Below are 24,390 nucleotides of genomic sequence, written 5' to 3' on the forward strand. Positions count from 1 at the left end.
CCTGGCACCGATAGAGTATCGGTACCAGGCCGTAGCGTAGTTCTAAGCTTTTTTCTTTTTTACTGTCTACTTGACAGGGTGCAGTTCACTTCATAGCGGGCCTGCATTTTTATATTGAGGATATTGACTTTACTTTAAACAGGCTGACCGTCAGTAAAATAAACAGACCTGTCGTCACCAATAGAACTGTTGTCATATCAAACAGGTCTGTTACAACTCCCCCTGCCACCAGACCAATTGGAACAGAGATCATCACAAGCGTCTGGATGAGTGATGAGATTCTGCCCAACAGATGATTCGGCAGCTTTTGAACAGCCACATTGACTGGAATAAAAATAAAAGCTTCACTAAACCCCACTATAACTGCAGCTACAATAAAGAAAGTGACAACAGATGAGCTTTCTATAAAACCGGAAGAATAAAAGATCATCAGACCTAAAATGAAAACAAAAATCATGCTGAGAAGAAGCAAACCCATTTTAATTTTTCTATGAATGACACCAGATGTTTTCAAGGCAGATAACACACCAGCTCCAATCAAAAAGCCGACAGCAGCCGCCACTCCTACAAACGAATATTGCAGGGGGTCTGTCTTTAATATCTGATTGAAGATATAAGGTGTGTAAACTGCAAAAACCGGTGTAATCAGCAAATTAATTAAACCAAAGACGAGGATTAAAGAGTAAAAGCCCTCCTTCTGTTTTAAATAAATCATGCTTTCACCAAAATCTCTGAAGACAGATGACCGCTGTGGTTTTTCATTGTTACTTGATTGCACATCCTCAATAAACATCTCCGAAATTCCACTTAATGTGTATGATAGTCCATTCAACATCAACACACCTACAACCCCAAGCATTGTGTATAACACACCTCCAGCAATCAAGCCGAAGATATTCGTCACACTCTGAATGGAGGCAGACATCGAATTGGCCTTTGTGAGCTGCTCTTCTTTGACTAACAGCGGGATGAGTGCATTCGACGCCGGAACAAAGAGTGCTCCGCAAACACTTAAAATAATGGCAAGTACATAAAAAATCCAAATGGATTCAATGCCTATAAACATGATCAGACAGGCTATACCCATCACCCCACCCCTGATCAGGTCTGTCATCACCATCAGCCATTTCCGGCTTACCTTATCAGCCATGACTCCTCCATAAGGTGCCGCCAATAAATACACTACAGCGCCTAAAGCCATAAATACAGCTGTTTCAATTGCTGATGCTGTGATCGATAAAATATACCATCCGACTGCGATATTGTAGATGACATCACCCAATTGAGAAACAAACTTTCCATAAAACAGCAGCATAAAATTTTTATTTCGAAATAAAGAAACCTGACCTTGGTGATTGAGTGCTAAACCATCCATGTGAAACACCTCCGTTTTCTTCTAACTTTATACATTAGATAAATATCTAATGTTTATTTTTAAAAAAATGCTTCTAAATTTCATTTAGAAGCACTTTTCCACTTGCATCCATCATATCTTTAAACCGCTGCTTATCCAGAAGATAATACACTTTGTTATCCTGCCGTTCTAATATGACAATACCGGTTTCGAACATAAGGTTCATATGATAACTGACTGTAGCTGGTGTCAGTTTTAGTAAGCTCGCAATTTCATAACCATAATGGGGTTTCTGAGCAAGCATCTTAATAATGTTAATTCTTTTTTTATCTGAAATCGCCTTCAAAAAATCGTCTACAAGATCCCGCAATTCTCTCTGGGCATGATGTTCTTTTGAACGTATACCAAGCGCAACCCAACCGGCTTTTTCACGATAATCATGAATACTCATGGACCAGAAGCCCACCTGTTGAAAAAAGCTCAGATGTATATGAATCTTATACGGCCATTGATTTTCTTCCGGTTGAAATAATTGATAAAAGTACTGATTCAAAAACTGTACCGGATGCTCCTCGAATTGCTGCTGATAAAGGTTCAGCTCATGCTCGATCTCTTCAAACACCTGACCCTCGATGTTTTTATATGCTTTTTCGTAAAATTGACGATACAAAAAGGCAATTCGCTGCTTCGTCTCTTCCGGATTTCTCAGGCACTCCAGAACACGTTGCTTTGCCAGCTCATCTTCCACATCTGACTCTTCAATGAATTGAATCATACCACTCACGTTTCGATTCATTTCTTCCCACATATCTTCCGTTGCAGGAATCAGGTTTGATATAAATATAGATCCGAGATAATGACAAATCTCAGCTTCCTCTGCCGAAGAGATAAGCGACAGTAAGGCTTTGACATCATCTGACTGATCGTAGTCCAGAGCAAAAGCGGTGCCCAGCACCCCAATATCACAGATGCTGAAAAAATATTCAAGCTCCTGCCTCAGGAATTGCGAAACAGATCCGTCCAATTGCTCAATTAACGCCTCGTCTTCTTTTCTCACACTGAAGCCCATCTCATTCGCAATCTTTAACAGCTTCTCTTTTTCACCAATTACTTTTAAAGCAATCGAAAACTCAACACATTCATTCCGTTTAAACGATACGGATGAAAGAATGTTTTCACGAAGCACAATCGTCATCTCCTTAGGTACATTAGAATTTCATCTAACATAAGATTAAAGTAAGTTTAGATAGACGTCAATCTATTTTTGTTATGGTCCCATTTTAAAAAATCAATCATACACTACATCATTCCGAAAAATTAAGGAGGTTTTTTATGAATGGTCAGCAAACTGTCTTTACCTCTCTGTATGATCCGTACGTATTTCAGGCTTTGAATACACTTATCGGAAAGCCTATTACAGTTCAGACAACTAAAAACCCGGTGCAGGGTATGTTAAAAAGTGTAGCGCCAGATCACTTCGTTGTTGAGATCAATCAGACGCCATTTTTCATCCGCACACAGGAAGTTGTCTGGGTCTCCCCTGCCTGACATATTGATCACTCCTCCCGCATAAATATAGCAGGAATGCCACTCTGAGGGAGGAACCTTATGTTTAAACGAGTGAATAAGCTGTTAATTGATCTTCCCGCTCCTGAATACGGCGATGCCAACGCGGCCGCAGCCGTACAGGAGCTTCTTGGCGGTAAATTTGGTGAAATGTCCACATTGAACAACTATATGTATCAATCCTTTAATTTCAGACAAAAAGGGAAGCTTAAGCCTTTTTATGATCTTGTCGCCAGCATTACAGCTGAGGAATTCGGTCATGTTGAGCTCGTCAGCAACACGATTAACCTGGTGAACAAAGGGACTTCTTTTACTGCAGAACCTGATTTAACACCTCTGCATAATGCCAAGGATAAACGAAATACTTATTCTTTTATCGCAACTGCACAAACGTCACTTGCCGGAGATTCCATGGGAAATGCATGGCGCGGGGATTATGTTTTTTCAAGCGGCAACCTGATTCTCGATCTGCTTCACAACTTCTTTTTGGAAATTGGGGCACGAACTCATAAAATGCGCGTTTATGAAATGACGGATCATCCGACTGCCCGTGAAATGATCGGTTACCTGCTTGTACGTGGCGGCGTTCATATTCTTGCTTATGCCAAAGCAATTGAAATCGCAACCGGTACCGATTTGACAAAAATGCTGCCGGTGCCAAATCTCGATAACCGCGTGTTTGACCATGCCCGTAAATACGAGGACCAGGGTGTCGGAAATGTTCTGTTTACATGGAGTGATGGGGATTATCAGGACATTCGCCAGATCTGGAAAGGAACGAATCCTGCGAACGGTCAGCCTCTGGTCGTGCAGGAAGGCATTCCTGAAGGTGCGCCGATCCCTGATCTGAATGATCTTCCGGAAGAATTCGCACCGGGCATTGACCGCGATTTGTACCAGCAGATTGCCAAACGTCTGTTAGCTGACATGTAATCAGGGGGCTTCACCTTAAACAATTGATCTGTTCATGCTATGATAAGGGAAATTCGGAAAAGAGGATCTTATTATCATGAATGGACAAAAACGGGCAGATATTTCACCCGGTAAGCAGGTGGATATCGTGTTAAAGAAAGACCAGCGATCAGGCAATCTGACAAACGGTGTCGTCAAGGACATCTTAACGAACTCTCCTTCCCATCCACACGGTATTAAAGTGCGTCTGACGGACGGCCAGGTTGGCAGAGTGAAAAAGGTATATGAGTAAAATAAAAAAGGACCTGTTTGGGTCCTTTTTTATTGGTTATATATAAGAATCGTGCCCTTGGTTGATCATGATTGACCCTATATAAGAAAACCGCTTCCAGATGTTTTTTGGAATTCCATCACTATGTTGACTTATTCAATCGTTTGAAAAAATAATTAAGTCTTTCCAGAAAATATTTCCTTCTAATCAGAAATTAATTCCTTCACAAGGGGTCTGACGCTGACTTTTCCCCTCAAACCAGAGCTCTATTCCTTCTTTCCAACAGCATGATTCCTTCATTTCAGCGAAGGATTCCTTCACTTCAATTTCCTTCCCTCTCCACAAACACAAAACAGTTTGACGCGGACACATCCTACAGTATCCACACATCCATAACCGCGTCATTCATTCACTTCCACTCCTCAGGCAGCAGTTTTTGATATTGCGGGGTCAGATAGCGGTCGTCAATCAGCAGCAGGACGCCTGAATCCGATTCGGTTCTGATCAGCCTTCCTCCCGCCTGCAGCACTTTATTCATGCCAGGAAACACGTAAGCATATTGGTATCCATTTAACCCGCGAGCCTGAAAATACTTTTTCAGCTCGTCTCGCTCCGGGTTCATCTGAGGCAGGCCTACACCGACTATTGCTACACCTGTTAACTGATCCCCCGGCAGGTCAACACCTTCGGAAAAGACACCACCCATCACCGCAAAGCCGATCACCTGGCGATCAGAAGTACGATAGGCAGCTAAAAATTCGTCACGCTCTTCCTCTGTCATGCGGGCTGACTGCTTCAGGATATGAAGGTCTTCCCATTCATCCTCCAGCATAAATTCATCATAGCCCATCTCCATATACTGATAGGATGGGAAGAAAATCAGGAAATTTCCTTTGTGCTGACGGATTGCTTCAGCGAGTGTCACAGTAATTTCACTGATCGTCACTTCACGATCCCTGTATTTAGTGGAAACCGGCAGGAGTCTGACATCAATCTGTTCTTTGGAAAACGGAGATGGCAATACCAACCCATAGTCCTCCGGCACACCGCCGAGCATGGTCCGCATATAGGGTACAGGAGAAAGTGTGGCACTGAAAAAGACAGACGCTCTATAGCCCTTTGCTGATCCGGCAATAAAATCTGATGGATCCATACACACGATTTTCAGCATCACATCACTGCGCTGCTTTTGAATGTAAATGTAAAAACGCTCATCCATCTGCTCTGTGACAGCAATCAACTGGCGAACGGCGAAGTAGAGCTCAAGCACGCCCTCTTCCCTGATTCCGCTGTGCACCGCACGCTCAGCCTCTTCGTAAAACTCACGAACCGCCTCAAGCCATTCTTCAGGACATGTGTCCGTCATAACATAAGTGCTTTCGAGTTCTTTTTTTATCGCTAAAAATGCTTTATTGACACGTTTAGCGGCATCCCGTATCGATTTACTGAGGGACTCCACACGGCTGAGCGCCAGAAAAGGAGCCTTCATGATCGCAGCTGAATACATCGCGCTTGCCCGATCCGGCAGATTATGTGCTTCATCCACTAACAGAACGGAGGACCGCTTCTGCTCGCCTGCCATTCTTTTTCGTGAGACTCTCGGGTCAAACACGTAATTATAATCACCGATCATCGCATCCGTTACATAGGACAGATCCATGGAATATTCAAACGGACAAACCCGGTGCTTCATCGCGTATTGCTCGATCACTTCACGTGTCATGAGATCCTCGTTCTCTAAAATATCCATGACAGCCCCATTGATCCGGTCAAAGTGGCCGTCAGCAAACTCACAGTATTCCTTCTGACAGATCGTCTTTTCCTTAAAGCAGATTTTATCCTTCGCTGTCATGGAAACGGCGGTCATTTCAAGCCCGCTGTTTTTCATCAGCCTGAACGCTTCCTCTGCTGTTGTGCGGGTGGTTGTTTTCGCAGTAGCATACACAATCTGATTCACTTTACCTTCCCCAGCCGCTTTCACTGCTGGAAAAAGGGTCGAGATCGTTTTTCCAATGCCTGTCGGAGCCTGTGCAAAGAGCTTCCCTTTTTCCTCAATCGTCCGGTAAACAGTACCTGCTAACTGACGCTGTCCAGGCCGGAATTCGCCAAAAGGGAACGTCAGCGCTGCAATCGAATCATCCCGTTTTTTACGGCGGTTGTGCATCAGTAGCGCAAACGGTTCATAGATCGCCACCATTTTTTCAACCTGCTCAAACAGAAATGATTTCTGATAAGTGTTCATAAACCGCTTTTCCTCACGGCTTGATGATTGGACGTACGTCATCTGAATCCGGATTTCCTCAAGGTCTTGTTCCTCTGCAATGATCCATGCATATACCATGGCCTGCGCTTCGTGGACAGGGACAGGCGATTCTATTTCATCCAGTGATCTGGAGGTCGATTTAATCTCATCAACAATCACCTGATCTCCACGAAATAAAAGACCGTCGCAACGGCCTTCCAAAACAAACTGAATCCCGTCCCTCTCAAGTGAACGGGACAGGAATTTTTCTTTCTCATCCCCGTCTTCATACGCTTTCTGAACGGCCTGATGGATTCGGGTCCCCTCCATCATCGCATTCGCACTGCCAATCGTCGCATCAATGCTGCCGCCGCGATACACGTATTCAGCCAGTCTGCGCGCAGACAGTGAAACAGTCTCCATCCGCAACTCCCCCTTTTAACCGGCTTTAATCATGCAAACTTTTAAATAATCCCCTTCCGGAAATGCCGGCGTCGTCCGGAAATCATCCGGGAGTGAAAAGGTTTCAATAATCTTATATCGTCTCCCTTTCTCTTTAAAAGCTTTATCAATAAATGAACGGAATTTTTTCATATCAAAGGAAGCCGCATTTGTTGAAGCGACCATCACACCGTTTTTCTCTGTCAGATCAATCGCCTGTTTAATCAGATTTTTATAGTCCTTTGCAGCGCTGAACGTATGCTTTTTAGACCTCGCAAAGCTTGGTGGATCCATAATAACAAGGTCATACGTGACGTTATTTTTAACAGCATAATCAAAATATCTGAACACATCTCTTACCAGAATATCCTGCGCCTCATAGTCAATGGCATTCATACTGAACTGCTCAATTGTTTTTGGCAGGCTCCGGTTTGCCAGATCCACACTCGTTGTCTTCACTGCACCACCAAGGGCTGCAAACACCGAAAAAGCCCCTGTATAGGAAAAGGTGTTCAAGACATTTTTTCCTTCTGCATACTGGTTTCTAATTGCTTGTCTGACATTACGCTGATCAAGAAAAATCCCTGTCATCGCACCGTCATTCAGATAAACCGCAAAATGGGCACTGTTTTCTTTCACCACAATCGGGAAGGTCGGCCGCTCTCCACGGACAAAATCATCATCCTCCACATACTGACCCTTTGAATCAAAACGCTTTTTCTCATAAATGCTGTCATACGGCAGAACAGCTTCAAATGCATCCAGAATCATATCCCTGAATGCATAAATCCCTTTACTGTACCAGGTAAATAAATAGTGACCGGCATAATGATCAATCGTCAGGCCGCCTACTCCATCACCTTCACCGTTGAATAACCTGAAAGCAGTCGTCTCCGTATCCTCAAAAAACGGCTTGCGATAGGCAGCTGCTTCTGTTATTTTCAGTTTGAAAAATTCCTGATCAATTGTTTCAGACTGATTCCAGCTTAACAGCCAGCCTGAACCTTTGTTCTGCTTCCCAATGTATCCCGTTGCCAAAAAACTTCCACGCATATCTTCTGCCTGTACAACCGAACCCTCCTCCGGAATGTCACCTTCAATCATCTCTGTGAGTAAAAGAGGATATCCCTGGCGGATTTTCTCGGTAAATTTCTTTTTAATGCTGACTTTCTTCAACCTGATCGCTCCCTGCATCCTGCTTCTCGATGTATTTTTTCAATCGCTGTAAATGAAATAATTCTTCCTTGGAAATCATCCGCACAATCATCCCTTTAAACATAGAACGCGCCAATCCCTTCGTCTGAATATCTCCTTCAAAGGTAATAAACGTGCCATCTCCTTCAGGACGAAATGTATAGCGGAACGTAATCTGCACGCCATTTTGTTCACTGGAAACGGCGTAAGAACGATTCGGTTCGTACTCCGTTACGAGCAGCTCCGATCTGACCCGGCGCCCACCAAGATTTCGGATCTCTTCATAACGGGTTCCTTTTGAAACGGGACCTTCCGTTAATTTAGTGACTTCCTCCACCTGATCCATAATTTGAGGAGAATTCTCCATTCGTACAGTTTTTGCAAATACTTCTTCAACCGGGCGGTTAATCACCATTGTTTGATTCAATGCTCCCACTGATACTCCTCCTGACCAATCCATAATTGGTTCTATTATAACGTTTCTGGACAAAAACTGCTGAATCAGGCGTTCTTTCGATGAAATCTTAATCTGCCTGTCGACCTATTGAGACATTATTACATTTATGTTACATTTATATTCAGACTATTTCACGAGCTTTTGACTTAGAAAGGAATGAATTTATTGCCAAAGCGATTATTGAAAGCTGCCGTCATTCTCTCTGTCTTTGTGCTACTCCTCGGTATGGTGAGAGGAGAATACCGTTCTAAGCAAGGAGCTGTTGCTCAACAGCTTGAAAAACTGAATCCTGCTATTAACAAAGATATTTCCTATATAGATTTTCTGACATACCGCGTTCTTAAAAATGGTTCTGCACGGGTAGCCACCCTCGGAAGCAGCGTGACAAAAGGAGTCGGAGCAAGTGCACCATCCAACACCTGGCGCGCCCTTCTTCAAAGTGAAATCAGAGGCGAATCCCGCCCACTGCAGCATGTGACGATTTCAAATCACGGACATTCAGGATATACGTCAGAAAAATTACTTCGCCCTGAAGTCATCGAGCGCGTGGTTGACAGCCGTCCGGATCTATTAATCCTTGAGACGTCAGTCATTAATAATTATCGTCAGAATGTAACCCTTGAAAATACGGAAGCCTCTCTCGAAGAGCTATACAGCACATTTAAGGAAAGGATTCCTGGTATTGAAATCCTGTTTATTTCACCAAATCCGATCTTAAAAACAAACCTGACAGAATCAGGTTTAAACGCAATTGATCTGACCTTTAACGACTACAACCAGTTTACTAAAGAGCTCGCTGCGAAAAACGGCTGGAACTATTTTGATACGAATATGTATATCTCAGAAGAAATCACCCAGCGCGAGCTTGCTCTGGAAGATACGCTTAACGATAAAATTCATCCAAACGATCTTGGCTATGATATCTGGTTTAACCAGCTCTATCACAAAGGACTGACTCAGCCGAATTTTGGACAGAATAAATAAAAAAAGAGAGAGCAGACGATGTTTTAGTCTGCTCTCTTTTTTTTTACCAACCATGAGCTTTGCGGCCTGGCGATGCATTATCCTGCAAAAACCGTCGCAATAATTATCATAAATAAAATGGGTGCGATATAAATGATCGGCACGCCATTAACGAGGAGCATTTTTCTCCACTGGTAGCGGTGATAGGACATCCATGCAATAACAATACTGGCAATCATGACAATCGGATAAGATCCGACCAGATACAACAGTACCCTTCCTGCAAAAGATCCGTCCTGCTCCATATTGACTATGGTTACGCCGTAAAAGGTAAACCAGATCGGCACAAACAACACATAAAAAAATTGACTGCCAAACAGCAGCAATGCGACTTTTGTATTTTTCACCCTGATGATCCTCCCTGCCTGATCGCAAACAATAGTTTAAAATCTCCGTACCCTTCTTCTTCAAGCTTTTCTTTCGGAATAAACCGCAACGCAGCCGAATTGATACAATATCTCAATCCACCCTTATCTGCGGGTCCATCCTCAAATACGTGCCCTAAATGCGAATCTGCTTCACGGCTCCGCACTTCTTTTCGCGTGTTTTTCGTCGAAACATCCCACTTTTCCTCGACCATTGAATCAGTGATCGGTTTCGTAAAGGACGGCCAACCGCAGCCTGCATCATACTGATCACGCGAGCTGAAAAGTGGCTCACCGGACACGATATCCACGTATATACCTTCCCGTTCATTATCCCAGTAAGCATTTTTATAGGGAGGCTCTGTTCCGTTTTCCTGCGTCACAAAATACTGCATATCCGTCAGCTTCTCTTTCAGATGAGTCCGGTCCTTCGGCCAGTACTCCCGCTGAAACGCCTCACGGCCGGAACCACGGTAATACAACGCGTAGCGGAAGCTGTTTTTTAAATCGAAATCCTGATGAAAATCTTCAGCCGGGTAGAACGGTTGAGCCCGTTTAATTTCAGTGACAATCGGTTTTTGAAACCTGCCGCTTGCTTCCAGTTTTGCTCTGGACTTTTCAGCGACCTGCCTCTGCCTGTCTTCATACACAAAAATAATCGAGCGGTACGCATCACCACGATCCGTGAACTGACCCTCATCGTCAGTCGGATCAGTTAATGTCCAGTAAATATCAAGCAATTCATTGAAAGAAACGAATTCAGGATCATAGTCAATTTGCACAGCCTCGACATGACCGGTCCCGCCTGCCTTCACTTTTGAGTAAACTGCGGTTTCTGCTGATCCGCCTGTGTAACCTGACACAACCTTGGCGATGCCTTCCCGCTCAGCGAGTGGACGGACAAGGCACCAGAAGCAACCTCCGGCAAACATTGCTTTTTTCATAAAAAAATCCCCTCTTCGTTTATCCTTAACACAAGTGTACCGGACATCAGAGGGGCGTTCCACCTATTTACCTTCCGCGAAGCAGGTAGCTCATCCAGTAGCTGATTACTGCTGCAACGAGCACTTTCTCATGATCAGTCAGATTTTCATTCACTTTCACCAGGTCATATCCCGGCGTATGATTTTTAAAAGGCTCCTTAAGTGCATAATCAAAATATCCATGCCTGTATGAAGCGATAAATCGCCCGGATTCGTCTGTAAGGGTGAAATCCCCGACCATTGAGGAGGACTTCGCCCGAAACCACGTTGCCCCGTCTGCCAGTTGAAAAGTTCCTGCCATTTTGATCATCTGCAAGCGGGCTTCTTTAAAAAATCCAACTGTTTCAGCCTGCTGATCCCGAACCTCGAGAATCGTATGCCCATCTTCTTTTCGCTTTTGAAAACCTAATACAGGTTTTCCATGAGAATCGAATAAACCTGCCGTAAAAGAATAATAAGCATCTGCGCCAGAAAAAATCAGCGATGCTCCTTTCTTTAACGGCGAATTATTCACGAGACGGTAACAGCCTATGTATTGTCCTTCTTTATTTAAAATCGTGAGCTGGGACGTCACCGTTGATTCCCGTTGAAAAATCCATTCGGACTCATTCATCACAGACCTGCCATCTGACTGGGAAGCTTCGGAAACGAGAAGCTTTTGTTTTTCCTTCGAGTTGACAATCAAATAAGGAGACAGCGCAACCATCGTCATGGGAACAGCCATCCTTAACGCCCAGTCAAAATCAATCAGACTTACTGAAACAAACAATGCGATTGCCGCCGCCATGCCGCCTGCCAATGCTTTTTTTGCTTTAGTCATCATTAACACCACTTTTGTTCTTTTATTTACCTTACGAATTATTCCTGAAATGGTTTCAAGTTCTTTATAAATACAAATAACCCCTTGCCGTTCGATCAGGCAAGGGGTAATATATTATTTTTTAAAACGCTCCTGCAATTGTTTCTTTAATGTGGCTGTCAGCATCTCTGACGTCAGTGGCAGTACATCTGAAACATTGCGGCGTCCTTCTCTTGCGACTTGTAACCCTCGAGTTGCATCCTCGTGATGCCACAGATAGACAATCGGACACGTGGAATACTCTCTGATTTGACGGTACCAGTAGAAACCGTCGAAAAAAGGCAGTTTTACATCCAGAAGCACTAAATCGGGCTTTTCTTCGATAAAATGCTCGATGATCCGTTCAAAATCTGTGACCGGTATGGATTGATACCCCAGATCAGAGACCTGCTCCGTGAGATCCAAGCGAAGGTCAGCGTTCTCCTCAATAATCATGATACGCTGCATGTGGAATTCCTCCTAACCTTCTCCATAAACAAAACGGTCACTTACCAATCAATGAATGAACGAAAACTTCCTAATATGCAATTCTGGCATATAAAAACTTGACGGAATATCGAATATCCGTTCTCGTCTATCATCTCGTACTTGGACCTGTTTGTCAAAGGTTGTTGGAAAAAATTCCATGCACCCTTTTATATCAGTGGTTACGCGTCATACTCAAGAAATTCTATCTTATTTCCGAAAGGATCTCTTACAAAAAACCGGGTTCTCCCGGGAATCGGCGCTTCCTCCTGAACCGGGTAAGGCAACTCTTCCAAACGGGTTCGCAATGCATGAAGATTTTTCACCATAAAAGCCGTGTGCACTTTCCTTGGTGCCTGAAACGGTTCAAGCATCCCTATATGAACCTGCTGATTTCCAAACTGGAACCAGCATCCGCCATTATGCTGGAATACTTCAGGCTTTGGTACTTCTATCATACCAAGAAGATCACCATAAAACCGGCGCGCTTCATCCTCTGAACCTTCAGGAGCCGTTATATGAACATGATCGATGCCTTCAATACGAAAACTCATTTCTTCCACTCCTTCAGATGTCCTTCTACCGTTTCAATAAAAGACGCAGGATGCTCCCTTACCTTGTAAGGATATAACCCTTTCGTTGTATGAACATACAGTAACCCAAAATTTCTGGAGCCCTCTCTGTATGAAAGGTCGAGGATTTCATGGAGAAAAAAATCATTGATCTCATCTGATAGTTTATCATCATATAATTGAAGAAATTTTTCATGTTCAATGATCTTCTGTTCTTCCCACTCAATTTTTCTCGTGATCATAATATAGCGGTGCGAGGCGATTTGATTGATGTCTCATCACTCCTTTATGCTCCAGTCATCCTTCTTTCCTGCATCTGGCGGCGATACTGTAACGGAGTCATGCCTGTCTGTTCTTTAAATACTTTTGTGAAATAACTCTGGTTACAAAACGAGAACCGCTCTGAGATATCTGATATCGGAACGAAAGAATAATGAAGATAATATTTAGCCTCAGCTACTTTCCTGCTGTGACAGAACTGCTTCAATGTCATTCCCGCTTCCTGTCTGAAAACCTTCGCCAAATGACTCGGACTGACAGACAATTCACGTGCAATCGATTCAACTTCGACAACATCCTCCAGGCGCTGGTTGACAACCTTTACAGCCTGTCTGATCAACGGATGCTCATAAGTTGGATGAAAACGTTCTTCGATATGACGGATCAGCGTCTGAATAAACCATTCGCCGCCCTTAATCAAATCCTCTTTCTCTGTCCACGAATAAATCATATCAATACATGCAGAGCTGAAACAAAAAATCTTCATCGGGGAAATCCCCATCTGCTTCATCTCATCCGCAATCAGCACCATCTGTGATAAATAAAAACGCTGCAAAGCATTTATATAATCACCCGATGCCCGGTTAAGCAGAATAGACTGAAGCTGCTTCAAATGCTCAAGCGCTTCAAAAGAATTTTTATTTAAAACAGCCGTTCTCAATTCATCCTGAAGTCGAAAATAATCCATAATCCCTTTATGCGGTTCAGACAACTCCAAATCACGCATATAAAACGAGGCAAACTGCTGGTCATAGTGTTCATTCAAAACAATGCCCCTCCTTTCCCTAATCGTACCGAACTTATCACCTAAAGAAAACTAAATTTTATCAATTTACGGTTAATTTATGATAGAAATGTGGAGGCGGGTGTTCAGGGACGTACAAACTGGACCGGACTCGACGAAGATAAAGGAAACACAGCGAACGTAGTGAGCTGATGTTGACTTATCGAACGAGAGGACGGGAAGTTTGCTAGTCCCTGCCCGCCGGAACTGGACATAAAGAAATGTGGAAGTTCGCGTTTAGGGGCGTATGCGGTGGACTGAAGCGATTAAGATAAAGGAAACACGGAGAGCGACAGCGAGGCGATGTTGACTTATCGAAATGAGCTGAGGGAAGCGCACTAGCCGCTGCGAACTGGAACTGGACATTAGAAAGGTGGAGGCGCCTTGCTCAGCCCCGACAAGCATAAGGCGAAAATGAAAAGAGGGTTGCCCTTTACCCTCGTTCATTTTTGACTTATGACCTCGAGGGGCTAGGCGCCGGAGCTGGACACTAGAAATGTGGAAGCGGGCGTTGGGTTTGGACACTTATGGAGCAAACTTGGTCACATTTCAGCTGAACTTGGACACTTTCAACTGCTACTTGGTCACTTCCTCCCTCAACTTGGACACATTCATTCTCAGTCTGGTCACCTTCAAGAACAATCCCGGCAAAGACCGGGGGCTCTTCAAGATCTCAGGTACCTAAATGCATTCCGCTGGGACGCTGACGCTTGTGAGAAAGAATAATCTTGCATTTGAAAACCTACTCTTCTGATTCAACAACTTTTTATCATTATTCGACAACTCTTCTATGGTATTTGACAACTTGAAGCGCTTATTACACAACTTACCCTCTCTATTTAACACCTCGACCTGCCGCACATCCCCCAAACAATTAACCTCATCTTGTAAGCGTTATCATTTTTCGAATTAATAATTATTTATAAAAATACTGTTGCATTTATTTTTATACATACATATAATATGTCTATCAATTTTTTTGGAGTGATGGATGTGAAAGTTGGAATTATTGGAGCAACCGGATATGGCGGACTTGAGCTAATACGGCTTTTGCATCGTCACACGGAAATTTCGTCAATCGACCTATTTACCTCATCTGATGCAGGAACACCATTTTCTCATAAATATTCACATTTACTGAATATTTATGATACGCCGCTGCATCGGATTGAGATCGAATATTTAGCAAAACTGGATGTTTTATTTACGAGTACACCAAGCGGGGTGACGAGCCGGCTTCTTCCGCCGATTATCGGAAAAGGACCACGTATCATAGATCTATCCGGTGATTACCGGCTGACTGGTGATGAATACCGGGAATGGTACGGGAAGGAGCCTGCCCCTGAAACAGCATTAGACAAGGCGGTGTATGGGTTAACGGAATGGAACCGGGATGCGATAAGGGAATCGAAGCTGATAGCCAATCCAGGCTGTTATCCTACTGCGGTGTTACTAAGCCTGCTGCCGGCCGTTAAAAATGGACTCATCGATTCATCACAGCTCATCATTGATGCAAAAAGTGGTGTGTCAGGTGCAGGCAATCAGCCGAATCAGATGACTCATTTCAGCGAAACGAATGAAAGCCTGTCTATTTATAAAGTAAACAGGCATCAGCATATTCCTGAGATTGAACGCGGACTTTCTGCGTTTGCGGGTGGTACACGACCCATCACCTTCAGCACTCATCTCGTGCCTATGACACGGGGAATTCTGTCCGCAGCATATGCACCGCTTGCTGACGGTGTAACGGAAAAACATCTGCAGGAATGTTACCAGGACATTTATGAGAACGAAGCTTTTGTAAGGCTCATCCCTCCAGGACCGAAATTCGGTACAAATCAGGTGTATGGTTCAAACTACTGTGATCTTCAGCTTTACGTAGATCAGCGGACGAACCGTGTCACGATCGTGTCAGTGATCGACAACCTGGTGAAGGGGGCAGCTGGACAGGCTGTTCAGAATATGAATGTACAATTCGGCATTGAGGAATCTGTGGGACTTGACCTTGTCCCTTCGTTTATCTAAAGGAGGAGTATCATGACGACCGTGTATCCATCCATCAAATATATTTCAGGAAATAATATTGCTTCACCAATCGGATTTAAAGCAGCCGGTCTTCATTGCGGCATTAAACATAAAAAAAATGATTTGGCTATTTTAGTGAGTGAGGTTCCTGCCAATGCAGCAGGTGTTTATACAACGAATGCCGTTCAGGCCGCTCCTTTAAAAGTCACAAAAGAATCGCTTGCGGTTGAAAATAAAATGCAGGCGATCATCGTGAATTCAGGAAATGCCAATGCCTGTACCGGAAAACAGGGTTATCTTGATGCCCAGACGATGCAGACCCTGACAGCTGAGCTGCTGGATATTAAGCCTCACCTTGTTGGCGTTGCATCAACAGGTGTCATCGGCGAAAAGCTGCCGATGGAGTGTTTGAAAACCGGTATTCCAAAGCTTGAACCAACCGCCGGATTAAAGGGTTCCATCGATTTTTCCCAATCCATTTTAACCACTGATACCGTTTCTAAAAATACGGCTTATCAGGTTGAAATCGACGGCAAAATCGTGACCGTTGCCGGAACAGCTAAAGGTTCAGGTATGATTCATCCAAACATGGCTACGATGCTCGGCTTTATCTCCACTGATGCAGCAATTGAATCCGATCACCTGCATCATGCGCTTAAATCTGTTGTGGACCGCTCGTTTAATTCCATTACAGTTGACGGGGACACTTCAACGAACGATATGGTGCTCGTAATGGCTAACGGACTGGCGGAAAACAACACCCTTTCTCCAGCGCATCCGGACTGGGCTGTCTTCGTCCAAACCCTGCTTCACGTCTGTGAGGACCTTGGGAAAATGATCGCCAAAGACGGGGAAGGCGCAACCAAGCTGATTGAAGTGGAAGTCAACGGAGCGATTTCAGATGAAGAAGCGCGTAAAATTGCGAAAACCGTTGTCGGTTCGCCACTTGTTAAAACAGCTGCCTTTGGCTGTGATGCCAACTGGGGCCGTATTTTAGCGGCAGTCGGTTACAGCGGCATGACGATTGATCCGAACGAAATCGAGATTCTGATCGGGTCGACACCTGTAGTACGTGACGGTGAACCACTTGCTTTTTCAGAGGATGAGCTCACTGAGTACTTAAAACAGCCAGAAATAAAACTGAAGGTCAATGTCAATCAGGGTAACGGAAAAGGACTTGCATGGGGGTGTGATCTCACGTATGACTACGTCCAAATCAATGCAAGCTACCGAACCTGATCATACAACTGTAATTAAGCTTGGTGGCAGTCTGCTTGAGCGGCTGACCCCCTCCTTTTTCACCGGCATCCGCGAGATGATTGACAAAGGTCAACGCGTTGTCATTGTTCACGGTGGCGGTCCTGCCATTAACCGGGCTTTAAAGGATGCACGGGTGGATACGCCCATTGTGAATGGACTTCGCGTCACGCCTGAAAACGCGATTGGTATCGTACAGTCCGTGCTGATCGGAACGGTGAATCCATGGATTGTCCATCAGCTTCATTCTGCAGGCATTCAGGCGATTGGACTGAACGGCTTTGACGGCGGGCTGATTGAGGCCTCTTATTTAGATAAAGATCTATATGGCTTCGTCGGTAAAGTCGAAGCCGTCCGGCCATCACTGTTGGAGCTTTTAATAGAAACCGTTCCTGTCATTTCCTGCATCGGCAGAACATCTGACGGGCAGGCGCTGAATATCAATGCAGACACAGCGGCTGAAAAGATCGCCTCAGTGATTAAAGCGGATGAGCTATTGTTTATTACAGACACAGCCGGTATCAAAGTGAACGGCTTACCGGTTTCAGAAACGACACCGTCTGATATTTTCTCATGGATTGAGGACGGTACGATATACGGGGGAATGATCCCAAAAGTACAGGCTGCTGCTGGCTGTCTGGAAAGCGGTATTCCTTCGGTCAAAATTGTCAATGAAGCATTAAACGGAACGACGATACGAAAGGAGGCAGTTGTCCGATGAGTGCACTTTTCCAAAACTACGCACGGCGATCCATTCATATTACGGAAGGAAAAGGAACTGTTGTAAAGGATGAAAACGGCAAGTCCTATCTTGATTTCACAAGTGGCATTGCGGTTGTCAGTCTGGGACACGCCCACCCTTCGATCGTGAAAACACTTCAGGAGCAGAGTGAAAAGCTGTGGCACATATCAAACCTGTTTGAAAGTCCCGCTCAGGAAAAGCTTGCTGGAACCCTGACGGCTGACATCCCTCTCGACTGTGCTTTTTTCTGTAACAGTGGGGCTGAAGCAAATGAAGCCGCCATTAAGCTCGCACGTAAAGCAACCGGCAAGCATGTCATCGTCACATTTGAACAATCGTTTCACGGCCGGACAACCGGGGCGATGGCAGCGACCGGTCAGGATAAAGTCAAACAGGGCTTCGGACCGTTAATGCCGGAGTTTAGAACCGTCCCATTCAATGACGTTGAAGCATTAAAAAAGGCAGTCAAAGAAGATACGGCTGCCATTATGCTTGAAGTGATCCAGGGAGAAGGCGGCGTCAACGTCATTCAGGATTCTTTCGCTAAAGAAATTCAGGAATTGTGTGATTCAACAGGCGTCTTACTTATCATAGATGAAGTTCAAACCGGTATCGGGCGCACAGGCACACGCTATGCTTTTGAACAGACACCGCTTGTTCCTGATATCGTGACGCTGGCCAAAGGGCTTGGAGGTGGTTTTCCAATTGGTTCCATGCTTGGTACAGAGTGTCTGTCAACGCATTTTGGACCAGGTACACATGGTACAACGTTTGGCGGCAATCCGCTTGCCGTTTCTGTTGCGCAGACGGTAGTGGATCATGTTTTTAACGCATCATTTTTACAGGAAGTTAAAGAGAAAGAACATGTATTGCGTGAACAGCTGGCCCCTCTCCTTGACCTTCCTGAAGTCAAAGGGCTGACTGGAAAAGGTCTGATGCTTGGCGTTGTCCTGCATGACGAAGCTGCGCCGATCGTGCAGCAGGCTGAAGAAAACGGTCTGCTCCTTGTACCAGCCGGACCAAACGTCATCAGAATGCTGCCGCCGCTGACTGTGACTGAACAGGAACTTAAAGAAGCAGCAGCCATTTTAATACAAACGATTCACGAGCACTCCAAAGTGAAGTCATAAACTTTTCTGCAGCCTGTTAAAAGGCAGGCTGCAGATCACGATATAAAATGCACACTCCTATTTTTTTGAATAAAAATGAATAAAATTACACAATAATTTATATTTATACAAGGGGGAGAAACCGATGAAGGGTACACTGTCACTTTCAAACGGACAGTCATTTCAAGGCATCTGGAAGGGTGCAGCTAAAGATGTACAGGGAGAAATCGTATTTTTCACGGGGATGACAGGATACGAAGAGGTATTAACAGACCCTTCCTATCACGGGCAGATCATCGTGTTTTCCTACCCGTTAATGGGACAGTATGGTATTCAGACTGCCCACCTGGAATCCGAATCCATTCAGCCAGCCGGCATTATCGTAACCGAATTGTATGAAGGTGCACTTGAAAAAGGGATTTCACTCTTTGACTTTGCTCTTCAGCACAATGTGCCAATCATGTCAGGAGTGGATACACGTTCCGTCATCCAAACCATTCGTGAGGACGGAACGATGCAGGCGGTCATGCAGCTTGAAGGTAAGCCGTTACCTGCATGGAAGCCGATCCGAACGTTTCTTGTACCACATGTGACAGCAAAAGCGATCACAACACATGGTGATGATTCTCCTCATATCGGGCTGATTGATTTTGGCTATAAAAAATCGATCTTACAGGCACTGCTGGACCGCGGATGTAAAGTAACCGTCTTTCCTTACACTGTGACAACAGATGAGCTGTCAGATTATCAGCTGGACGGTCTCCTCTTTTCAAATGGTCCCGGGGATCCCGCTTCTCTCGAGCATAAACTCGCAGACTATAAAAAATGGGCAACGACCTACCCGTCCCTTGGTATCTGTCTTGGTCACCAGCTCCTTGCTTCAGCGTTTGGAGCTTCAACCGAAAAGCTGCCATTCGGTCATCGCGGAGCGAACCATCCGGTGATGAATATGAAAACAAACCGCGTAAGCATGAGTTCTCAAAATCACAGCTACGTGGTGAAAAAAGACTCTCTTCCGGACAGTTTGTCAGTCCTTTATCAGAATGTAAACGATGGCAGCATAGAAGGGGTTCAGCATAACGAGCTTCCTTTTATCACGGTTCAATTCCATCCTGAGGCTTCACCGGGACCGGCTGAGCATCATGAAGTATTCGATACGTTTTTTGATTTAATCCCATTTGAAAAGAAGGTGTCCACCCATGCCTAAGCATCAGGAAATAAAAAAAGTATTAGTCATCGGATCCGGTGCTATCGTCATCGGACAGGCGGCGGAATTCGACTATTCAGGTACACAGGCCTGTACGGCACTCCGCGAAGAAGGCATTGAGGTCATTTTAATCAACAACAATCCGGCCACGATCATGACCGATGAGACAACGGCTGATCGCGTCTATTTCGAGCCACTGACGGTCGAAAGCGTGAAAGCGATTCTGGAAAAAGAAAAGCCGGACGGTCTGCTGGCAACAGTAGGCGGACAAACCGGACTGAACCTTGCGATGGCCCTAACAGACCAGGGCATTCTTGAAGAATACGGCGTGAAGCTGCTTGGAACAGAAATCGAATCAATCAAAATGGCTGAGGACCGTGATGCTTTCCGCTCTTTGATGAAAAAACTGAATGAACCTGTTCCTGACAGCGAAATCATCTATACAGTGGAAGAAGCATTGGCTTTTGCGAACACAGCAGGATACCCGGTCATCGTCCGTCCTGCCTATACGCTTGGCGGCTTCGGCGGTGGGATTGCCTCCACAGAAGAAGCGTTCATCTCACTCGTTGAACAGGGACTTTCAGCGAGCCCGATTCATCAGTGCCTCGTTGAAAAAAGTATCGCCGGCTATAAGGAAGTGGAGTATGAGGTAATGCGTGATGCATCCGGCACTTGTATCACGATTTGCAACATGGAAAACCTCGACCCGGTTGGTGTTCATACAGGGGACTCCATCGTCGTTGCGCCGAGCCAGACGCTGCATGATAAGGAATACCATATGCTGCGCACTGCATCTATTAACATTATCGAAGCACTTGGCATTGTAGGCGGCTGTAACATCCAGTTCGCCCTTCATCCTGAGACATCGGAATATTTCCTGATTGAAGTAAATCCGCGTGTCAGCCGCTCCTCTGCCCTTGCATCCAAGGCGACCGGCTATCCGATTGCGCGACTTGCTGCTAAGCTTGCGGTCGGCTATTCACTGCATGAGCTGAAAAATCCGGTTACCGGAACGACATTTGCAAGCTTCGAGCCTGCCCTTGACTATGTCACGGTGAAAATCCCGCGCTGGCCGTTTGACCAGTTCAGCGAGGCAAACCGCAAACTCGGCACACAGATGAAAGCAACCGGTGAAGTCATGGCGATCGAACGTTCGATGGAGTCCGCTTTCCAAAAAGCGATCCGCTCGCTTGATATGAAGCTTGACGGACTCTTTCTTCCTGCCTTCTCTTCATGGGAGGTTCAGTCTCTAAAAGAGATTCTCACAGAGCCGGATGACAGACGTCTTTTTGCAATGCTTGAGCTTTTAAAAAGAGGAACGACCGCTGAGGAAATCGTGAATTTAACAGGCATCTCACCTTATTTCCTTCACGTTCTTTCGAAATTAATCCATTCGCATCAGGACCTTAGCGAAATGACCTGGACCGAAATCACACAGGATCGACTGGCTTACGCGAAAAAGCTCGGCTTTACCGATCAGCAACTGTCCTCCCTCTGGAACGTTCCGGCAAACCTGATCAGAACGCAGCGTAAAAAGTGGGGAATCACCCCTTCCTATCGCATGGTAGATACGTGTGCTGCTGAATTTGAAGCGAAAACGAACTACTTTTATTCGACCTGGAGCGGCTCAACCGATCAGCGCGAATCTGTGAAACCTAAAGTCGCTGTCATCGGCTCCGGTCCGATCCGAATTGGTCAGGGAATTGAATTTGATTACTGCTGCGTACACAGTGTAATAGCACTTCAGAAACTCGGGTATGAGGCCGTTCTCATTAACAACAACCCTGAAACCGTCAGCACCGATTATGAAACGGCGGACGCCCTGTATTTTGAGCCATTAACATCAGAAGATATTTTAAACGTACTGGAGGCTGAAGGCATTGATCAGGTCATTGTCCAGTTTGGCGGACAGACCTCCATTAATGTAGCGAAAGAGCTTGAGGAATCAGGCATCACGCTTCTTGGATCCACCTCTGAACTGCTCGATCAAATGGAGGATCGTGACCGTTTTTATACGTTTCTTGAATCGATTGGACTTCCGGTTATCCCGGGCTTTTCCGCTAATCAGCCCGCTGAAGTCTGGCAGGCTGCTGACGATCTCAGTTACCCCATCCTGCTGCGCCCCTCTTATGTCATCGGGGGAAGCGGCATGATCAAGCTGAACAGCGATGAAGAATTGGAAACGTATCTGGCTTCAGCACAGATTGAATACCCGGTCCTTGTTGATAAATTTATCGAAGGCAAGGAAGTCGAGGTTGATGTGCTGTCAGATGGCAAAAACGCCTGGATCTCTGCTGTATTTGAGCATATTGAAGGAACCGGTGTGCATTCAGGAGACAGTATTTCAATCACACCACCATTGAACCTTCCGGCTAAAATGCTGGATCATGTGTGTGATGTCTCGATGCACATTGCAAAAAACCTTGCTTTCACAGGATTGTTCAACATTCAATTCGTATGTCAAAAAGACACGTTATATGTGATTGAGATTAACCCGCGTGCTTCGCGTACCGTTCCGATCAGCAGTAAGGTGACGAACGTTCCACTCGTACAGCACGCAACCGCTTTGATGCTTGGAACTGAATTTAATGACCTTGGCATTCACAAGAATTTCAACGGTCAGCGAGGATTCACTGTAAAAGCGCCAGTCTTCTCGCATATCAAACTGCCGGACCTCTCCCCTGCCCTGACGCCAGTTATGACATCGACCGGGGAAGTCATCGGCTCTGACAGTAATCCGGACATCGCAATCCAAAAAGCACTGACCGGCGCGAGCCAGCAGTTAGCCGATCTCTGGTCTGGTAAAGGGAGCATTTATATGACTGCAGAAACCGCTAATGACACATTAATTGGTGAATGGACAGATAAGGGAATGCACGTATTCACGCCTTCTGAGCTTTCTTTTGACGAGTGGATGAAGCGTTCAGATAAAAAAGCACTGCTTTCCTTTGAATCTGACACACCTCTTATTAAGAAGGCGGCCATTCACAGACTGCACATCTGGACACGTCCGGAGACGGCACAGGCGTTTCTCGGCACGCTATCACCACGAAAGGGAGCGTTCGTATGAATACATTAATTCCGACTCTGCAGCACAAGGACCTCTTAACGCTGAGAGATTACACATCTAACGAAATTCTGGAACTGATTGAGCTTGCAGCTGAGCTGAAAAAACCAGAAAACAAGCACCTGCCCCTCTTACAGGGAAAGGTGCTCGGAATGATTTTCGAGAAATCATCCACACGTACACGCGTTTCCTTTGAAGCCGGCATGCTGCAGCTCGGCGGTCACGCCATGTACTTAAGCACGCGAGACATTCAAATGGGACGCGGGGAAACGATTGCTGATACAGCACGTGTCCTGTCAGGTTATCTCGATGGCATCATGATTCGTACATTTGGCCAGTCCATCGTGGAAGAACTGGCTGAACACAGTACGATTCCCGTCATCAACGGGCTGACGGATGACTATCACCCGTGCCAGACACTCGCCGATCTCTTAACGATCCACGAAACGTTCGGATCCTTTAAGCATAAAAAACTCGCTTACATCGGGGATGGCAATAACGTCGCTCACTCTCTCATGATCGGCGCGGCAAAAGTCGGTATGCATTTTACCATTGCCTGTCCGGAAGGCTATGAGCCGAATGCAGAAATACTTACCTACGCACAAGGGGTTGGTCAACAAACTGGAGCTGCCATCAGGTTAACAAACGACCCTGCGGAAGCTGTTGCCGGCGCTCACGCAGTCTACACAGACGTCTGGGCAAGCATGGGACAGGAACAAGAAGCTAACGAACGTTTAAAAGCATTCGAAGGATTCCAGGTAAACGAAGCGCTCACAGCCCTCGCGGATCCTGACTATATCTTCATGCACTGCCTCCCCGCCCACCGCGAAGAGGAAGTCAGCACAGCTGTCCTGGAAGGCCCTCATTCCGTCGTCTTCCGCGAAGCAGAAAACAGACTGCACGCCCAAAAAGCCCTGCTCGTGGCACTGATGGGTAAATAAGTGTCAATCATTCTCCGTTCGGACATTCAAATCCGGACGGAGAATTTTCATTCATGCATTATCTGATAGACTCATAAAATAAAGAGATGAACTGGCATTTTAGTGTGTATCAAAGTATACCCTCCGGCCCAGCTTTACTAAGAGAGTGGTTAAATCATTGGATAGAGTGGTTAAATAATCGAAAAAAGTGGTTAAATAACCTAAAAGAGTGGTCGAATAACCCGAACAAGTGGTTAAATAACCCCTAATAGTTGTCAAATAAATTCAAACACAGC

The 24,390-nt window shown here is 45.3% G+C and carries 22 protein-coding genes; 11 read left to right on the forward strand and 11 right to left on the reverse strand.

The window, feature by feature from the left end; translation table 11 throughout:
• Positions 1-109: 109 nt before the first annotated feature.
• Both E2491_RS05280 and E2491_RS05285 read right to left on the reverse strand, forming a co-directional pair.
• Positions 110-1,375 carry an MFS transporter gene (locus tag E2491_RS05280; RefSeq protein ID WP_134373683.1) on the reverse strand — a complete coding sequence of 422 codons (1,266 nt, stop codon included), beginning with the start codon at positions 1,373-1,375 and terminating at the stop codon, positions 110-112.
• Positions 1,376-1,448: 73 nt separating this feature from the next.
• A complete protein-coding gene (locus E2491_RS05285) occupies positions 1,449-2,540 on the reverse strand; it encodes an ArsR/SmtB family transcription factor (protein WP_166805793.1) in 1,092 nt (363 codons plus the stop codon).
• Positions 2,541-2,686: 146 nt separating this feature from the next.
• Between E2491_RS05285 and E2491_RS05290 the strand changes: the two genes are divergently transcribed.
• The 3 genes from E2491_RS05290 to E2491_RS05300 all read left to right on the forward strand — a co-directional run bounded on the left by E2491_RS05290 (position 2,687) and on the right by E2491_RS05300 (position 4,124).
• The gene (locus tag E2491_RS05290; protein ID WP_134373687.1) at positions 2,687-2,902 is read left to right on the forward strand and encodes a YuzF family protein; all 216 of its coding nucleotides are present in this window, start codon (positions 2,687-2,689) and stop codon (positions 2,900-2,902) included.
• 60 nt (positions 2,903-2,962) lie between these two features.
• A complete protein-coding gene (locus E2491_RS05295; protein WP_134373689.1) occupies positions 2,963-3,853 on the forward strand; it encodes a manganese catalase family protein in 891 nt (296 codons plus the stop codon).
• A gap of 76 nt (positions 3,854-3,929) precedes the next feature.
• Complete coding sequence (locus E2491_RS05300) at positions 3,930-4,124, forward strand: YwbE family protein (protein WP_134373691.1); 195 nt, start codon at positions 3,930-3,932, stop codon at positions 4,122-4,124.
• Between the two features lie 388 nt (positions 4,125-4,512).
• On the opposite strand, the gene E2491_RS05305 is transcribed toward E2491_RS05300, so the two are convergent.
• Genes E2491_RS05305 through E2491_RS05315 form a run of 3 tightly spaced genes read right to left on the reverse strand, consistent with a single transcriptional unit; the run spans position 4,513 to position 8,416 of the window.
• Positions 4,513-6,768 (reverse strand): helicase C-terminal domain-containing protein, encoded by a 2,256-nt coding sequence (locus tag E2491_RS05305; RefSeq protein WP_134373693.1) that lies wholly within the window; start codon positions 6,766-6,768, stop codon positions 4,513-4,515.
• Positions 6,769-6,783: 15 nt separating this feature from the next.
• On the reverse strand, positions 6,784-7,980 hold the full coding sequence (locus E2491_RS05310) for a class I SAM-dependent rRNA methyltransferase (protein ID WP_134373695.1): 1,197 nt from the start codon (positions 7,978-7,980) through the stop codon (positions 6,784-6,786).
• On the reverse strand, positions 7,943-8,416 hold the full coding sequence (locus tag E2491_RS05315) for an SRPBCC family protein (RefSeq protein WP_166805794.1): 474 nt from the start codon (positions 8,414-8,416) through the stop codon (positions 7,943-7,945). Before E2491_RS05315 ends, E2491_RS05310 begins: the two co-directional genes overlap by 38 nt.
• 186 nt (positions 8,417-8,602) lie before the next feature.
• On the opposite strand from E2491_RS05315, the gene E2491_RS05320 reads away from it, so the two are divergent.
• Positions 8,603-9,421 (forward strand): SGNH/GDSL hydrolase family protein, encoded by an 819-nt coding sequence (locus E2491_RS05320; protein ID WP_166805795.1) that lies wholly within the window; start codon positions 8,603-8,605, stop codon positions 9,419-9,421.
• A 77-nt stretch (positions 9,422-9,498) separates the two neighbouring features.
• On the opposite strand, the gene E2491_RS05325 is transcribed toward E2491_RS05320, so the two are convergent.
• The 6 genes from E2491_RS05325 to E2491_RS05350 all read right to left on the reverse strand — a co-directional run bounded on the left by E2491_RS05325 (position 9,499) and on the right by E2491_RS05350 (position 13,749).
• Positions 9,499-9,807, reverse strand: coding sequence for a hypothetical protein (locus tag E2491_RS05325; RefSeq protein ID WP_134373701.1), 309 nt, complete (start codon positions 9,805-9,807; stop codon positions 9,499-9,501).
• Positions 9,804-10,769, reverse strand: coding sequence for a peptide-methionine (R)-S-oxide reductase MsrB (msrB, locus tag E2491_RS05330; protein WP_134373703.1), 966 nt, complete (start codon positions 10,767-10,769; stop codon positions 9,804-9,806). The genes E2491_RS05325 and msrB overlap by 4 nt, the downstream gene beginning before the upstream one ends.
• A 67-nt stretch (positions 10,770-10,836) precedes the next feature.
• A complete protein-coding gene (locus E2491_RS05335; RefSeq protein WP_134373705.1) occupies positions 10,837-11,631 on the reverse strand; it encodes a hypothetical protein in 795 nt (264 codons plus the stop codon).
• Positions 11,632-11,742: 111 nt separating this feature from the next.
• A complete protein-coding gene (locus E2491_RS05340; RefSeq protein ID WP_134373707.1) occupies positions 11,743-12,114 on the reverse strand; it encodes a response regulator in 372 nt (123 codons plus the stop codon).
• A 200-nt stretch (positions 12,115-12,314) separates the two neighbouring features.
• Positions 12,315-12,686 (reverse strand): VOC family protein, encoded by a 372-nt coding sequence (locus E2491_RS05345; protein ID WP_134373709.1) that lies wholly within the window; start codon positions 12,684-12,686, stop codon positions 12,315-12,317.
• 304 nt (positions 12,687-12,990) lie between these two features.
• Positions 12,991-13,749, reverse strand: coding sequence for a helix-turn-helix domain-containing protein (locus tag E2491_RS05350; protein WP_134373711.1), 759 nt, complete (start codon positions 13,747-13,749; stop codon positions 12,991-12,993).
• A gap of 1,011 nt (positions 13,750-14,760) precedes the next feature.
• On the opposite strand from E2491_RS05350, the gene argC reads away from it, so the two are divergent.
• From argC to argF, 7 genes are all read left to right on the forward strand, one after another.
• A complete protein-coding gene (gene argC / locus E2491_RS05355; protein WP_134373713.1) occupies positions 14,761-15,792 on the forward strand; it encodes an N-acetyl-gamma-glutamyl-phosphate reductase in 1,032 nt (343 codons plus the stop codon).
• A 12-nt stretch (positions 15,793-15,804) separates the two neighbouring features.
• The gene (argJ, locus tag E2491_RS05360) at positions 15,805-17,031 is read left to right on the forward strand and encodes a bifunctional glutamate N-acetyltransferase/amino-acid acetyltransferase ArgJ (RefSeq protein ID WP_134373715.1); all 1,227 of its coding nucleotides are present in this window, start codon (positions 15,805-15,807) and stop codon (positions 17,029-17,031) included.
• Positions 16,994-17,770: an acetylglutamate kinase gene (argB, locus tag E2491_RS05365; protein ID WP_134373717.1), complete on the forward strand. Its 777-nt coding sequence runs from the start codon at positions 16,994-16,996 to the stop codon at positions 17,768-17,770. Before argJ ends, argB begins: the two co-directional genes overlap by 38 nt.
• Positions 17,767-18,921, forward strand: a complete 1,155-nt coding sequence (locus tag E2491_RS05370) for an acetylornithine transaminase (protein ID WP_134373719.1) — start codon at positions 17,767-17,769, stop codon at positions 18,919-18,921. The genes argB and E2491_RS05370 overlap by 4 nt, the downstream gene beginning before the upstream one ends.
• A gap of 124 nt (positions 18,922-19,045) precedes the next feature.
• The gene (locus tag E2491_RS05375) at positions 19,046-20,107 is read left to right on the forward strand and encodes a carbamoyl phosphate synthase small subunit (protein ID WP_134373721.1); all 1,062 of its coding nucleotides are present in this window, start codon (positions 19,046-19,048) and stop codon (positions 20,105-20,107) included.
• Entirely contained in the window at positions 20,100-23,177 is a 3,078-nt protein-coding gene (locus E2491_RS05380; protein WP_134373723.1) for a carbamoyl-phosphate synthase (glutamine-hydrolyzing) large subunit, read from the forward strand. Before E2491_RS05375 ends, E2491_RS05380 begins: the two co-directional genes overlap by 8 nt.
• Positions 23,174-24,115, forward strand: coding sequence for an ornithine carbamoyltransferase (gene argF, locus E2491_RS05385; RefSeq protein ID WP_134373725.1), 942 nt, complete (start codon positions 23,174-23,176; stop codon positions 24,113-24,115). Before E2491_RS05380 ends, argF begins: the two co-directional genes overlap by 4 nt.
• Positions 24,116-24,390 lie beyond the last annotated feature (275 nt).

The sequence above is a fragment of the Jeotgalibacillus sp. R-1-5s-1 genome, from assembly GCF_004405105.1.
Lineage (GTDB): Bacteria > Bacillota > Bacilli > Bacillales > Jeotgalibacillaceae > Jeotgalibacillus.